Annotated in this window: 5 protein-coding genes; 3 read left to right on the forward strand and 2 right to left on the reverse strand. The window is 38.1% G+C overall.

The genetic code is table 11. From position 1 onward, the window contains the following. From atpD to atpC, 3 genes are all read left to right on the forward strand, one after another. Nucleotides 1-1276: F0F1 ATP synthase subunit beta (atpD, locus tag GYA49_00475; protein NMC35499.1), on the forward strand; the 1276-nt coding region annotated here is incomplete at its 5' end. Between the two features lie 10 nt (nucleotides 1277-1286). Further along, nucleotides 1287-1652: a hypothetical protein gene (locus GYA49_00480; protein ID NMC35500.1), complete on the forward strand. Its 366-nt coding sequence runs from the start codon at nucleotides 1287-1289 to the stop codon at nucleotides 1650-1652. 8 nt (nucleotides 1653-1660) lie between these two features. Next, nucleotides 1661-2104: an ATP synthase F1 subunit epsilon gene (gene atpC, locus GYA49_00485; GenBank protein NMC35501.1), complete on the forward strand. Its 444-nt coding sequence runs from the start codon at nucleotides 1661-1663 to the stop codon at nucleotides 2102-2104. On the opposite strand, the gene GYA49_00490 is transcribed toward atpC, so the two are convergent. Both GYA49_00490 and GYA49_00495 read right to left on the reverse strand, forming a co-directional pair. Then, a complete protein-coding gene (locus GYA49_00490; GenBank protein NMC35502.1) occupies nucleotides 2094-2378 on the reverse strand; it encodes a hypothetical protein in 285 nt (94 codons plus the stop codon). The two genes, atpC and GYA49_00490, sit on opposite strands and share 11 nt — an antisense overlap. 149 nt (nucleotides 2379-2527) lie before the next feature. Then, nucleotides 2528-2634: IS200/IS605 family transposase (locus GYA49_00495; GenBank protein NMC35503.1), on the reverse strand; the 107-nt coding region annotated here is incomplete at its 5' end.

A 2634-nucleotide genomic window follows, 5' to 3' on the forward strand; every position in this document is an offset into this window, starting at 1 on the left:
AACCATCATTGCCGAAGTTGAACATCAAATTAGTGAAACGCAGGTACGCTGTGTAGCCATGACCAGTACGCAAGGTATCAAACGCGGCATGAAAGCTACTGACACTGGTAAACCAATTTCTATGCCAGTAGGTGAAAAAGCTCTGGGTCGGGTTTTTAATGTTTTAGGCCAGCCAGTTGATAACCAAGGCGAGGTCAAAAGCAAAGAAGCTTGGCCTATCCACCGCCCTGCTCCGAAACTAGTTGATCAATCAGATACTCTAGCTATGTTAGAAACTGGTATTAAAGTTATCGACTTAATTGCGCCTTTTGCTAAAGGTGGTAAAGTAGCTGCTTTTGGTGGCGCAGGGGTTGGTAAAACAGTAGTCATGCAAGAACTGATTCGCAACATTGCTATGGAACATAGTGGCCACTCGGTGTTTGCTGGCGTAGGTGAACGAACCAGAGAAGGCAATGACTTATACGTAGAAATGAAAGAATCAGGCGTGTTGCCTTCAACCGTCATGGTTTATGGTCAGATGAACGAACCTCCTGGAGCCCGTTTGCGCGTGGCTCTTTCAGGGCTAACGTTTGCAGAATATTTTAGAGATGTAAATAAAGAAGATGTACTGTTATTTATTGATAATATTTTTCGTTTTTCCCAAGCTGGAAGTGAGGTTTCAGCTTTACTGGGCCGAATTCCCTCAGCAGTAGGTTACCAACCCACTCTAGCTTCAGAAATGGGTGCTTTACAAGAACGGATCACCTCAACTAAAAATGGGTCAATTACTTCATTCCAAGCTGTCTATGTACCAGCTGATGACTATTCTGATCCAGCCCCAGCTACCACTTTTGCTCATCTTAACTCAACTATTGTACTAGAGCGGGCTTTAGCTGATCAGGCTCTCTATCCAGCTGTTGATCCTCTATCTTCAAACTCCAATATTCTGACCGAAGATGCAGTTGGAACTGAGCATTTCCGAGTAGCTCGTGAAGTACAACGGGTTCTGCAACGATATAAGGAATTGCAGGATATTATCGCTATTTTAGGTATTGATGAGCTGTCTGATGAGGATAAACTGACTGTTTCTAGGGCTCGGAAAATTCAACGGTTTTTGACCCAACCATTCCATGTCGCTGAGCAGTTTACTAATATGCCCGGTAAGTATGTCAAAATTGAAGACACGGTTCGTGGCTTTGATGAGATCTTGCAAGGTAAACACGACAAACTACCCGAGCAAGCTTTTTACATGGTTGGAAGTATTGAGGAGGCTGCTGAAAAAGCTAAGAATTTATAATGCTATTAACATGAATAAAGAAACAGAAAAATTAGCCATTAGATATACCTACAAACCAATATCAACTGTAATAAGCCTTGATAGAGATGAAAGATATAAAATTTTAGGAAATACAATAAGATATTTAAACACGGAAAGTGATTCTATTAAACCAACTGTAGATGAATTAGATGATGCTTTAACTATAATCGAATTTGGTTTAGGTCATAAACTAGGATTACGACAATTATCAACTTCAGATAAAACAATGATGCTAGAGCTGGGAAGAATTGAAACAGAGCATTTGCAGCAGGTTCACGGTATAGATCTTAATTTTTTAGCAGCTAGGCTATATTCTGAATTATCTAATATGCAAATTGCAGTTATTGAAATTTAATATTACTTATGGTTGTTAAAAACATCACCAAACTCAATTTATCTATTATCACTCCTTCTGGAACATTATTTAAAAGTAGTGAGGTTGAAGTGGTTGTAGCTCACAGCACTACTGGCCAAATAGCAATTTTACCCAATCATGCCCCAATTTTAACTAAGCTAGAACATGATGAGCTTAAAATTAAAATAGATGGCAAAGAGCGGTTTTTTACGATTTTTGATGGCTTTCTGAATCTTGATCCGGATAACAATATTACGATTATGGCTGATAATGCCAATCGCAGTGAAGAGTTAAACATTGCTGCTATTAAAAAGGCTAAAGAAGATGCTCAAAAGGCTTTGTCGGAAAAAGAGAGACTCTCAGCTACAGAAATTTTGCGAGCTGAAACCGCTATGCGTCGAGCTATTATGGAGTTGCAAGTGGCCGAAAAACGTAGTCGTTCTAGTCATTAATACTAAAATTAATTACATCACGCTTTTCTTGTGTCGCCTCAAAACCCCATTGAAAACAAGCACTATCCTCTTTTAATTGATATTTTCCATGAATATCTGGTATACGAACAGGACTAGTCAATTTTTGTTTTAATTTTTCACAAAGCATAACCGCATGAGAAATAAGTTCGAGTATGCTCGGATGATCATAATCTTCTCTTGAGTGGTAATTTGGTGGAAGCCTAATTCCAACTATTAAACCTATTTCTTCCTCTTTAGTAATAAATGAAAACAAACCACCACATGGTATATTTTCTCCATCTGGTGGTTCTATAATAAAATGTATCCATCCTTCTCTTCTATATTGATCAAAACGTCTTATTCTATCAAGCCAATAGCTATCTTTTTTATTAATAAACTACACACGGTCTAAAGACCGTGGTTTTAATCCTTCTCTGGCATAATTTCTTTATTGTCTTTAATGTACTTTTTTATTTGTAAGTAATTGGTTTTACCTATGGTTTCAGCAAAGTAGCCATCAGCCCAAAAAC

This window comes from Candidatus Beckwithbacteria bacterium (genome assembly GCA_012797845.1).
In the GTDB taxonomy this organism is placed as follows: Bacteria; Patescibacteriota; Microgenomatia; order UBA1400; family UBA1449; genus JAAZOH01.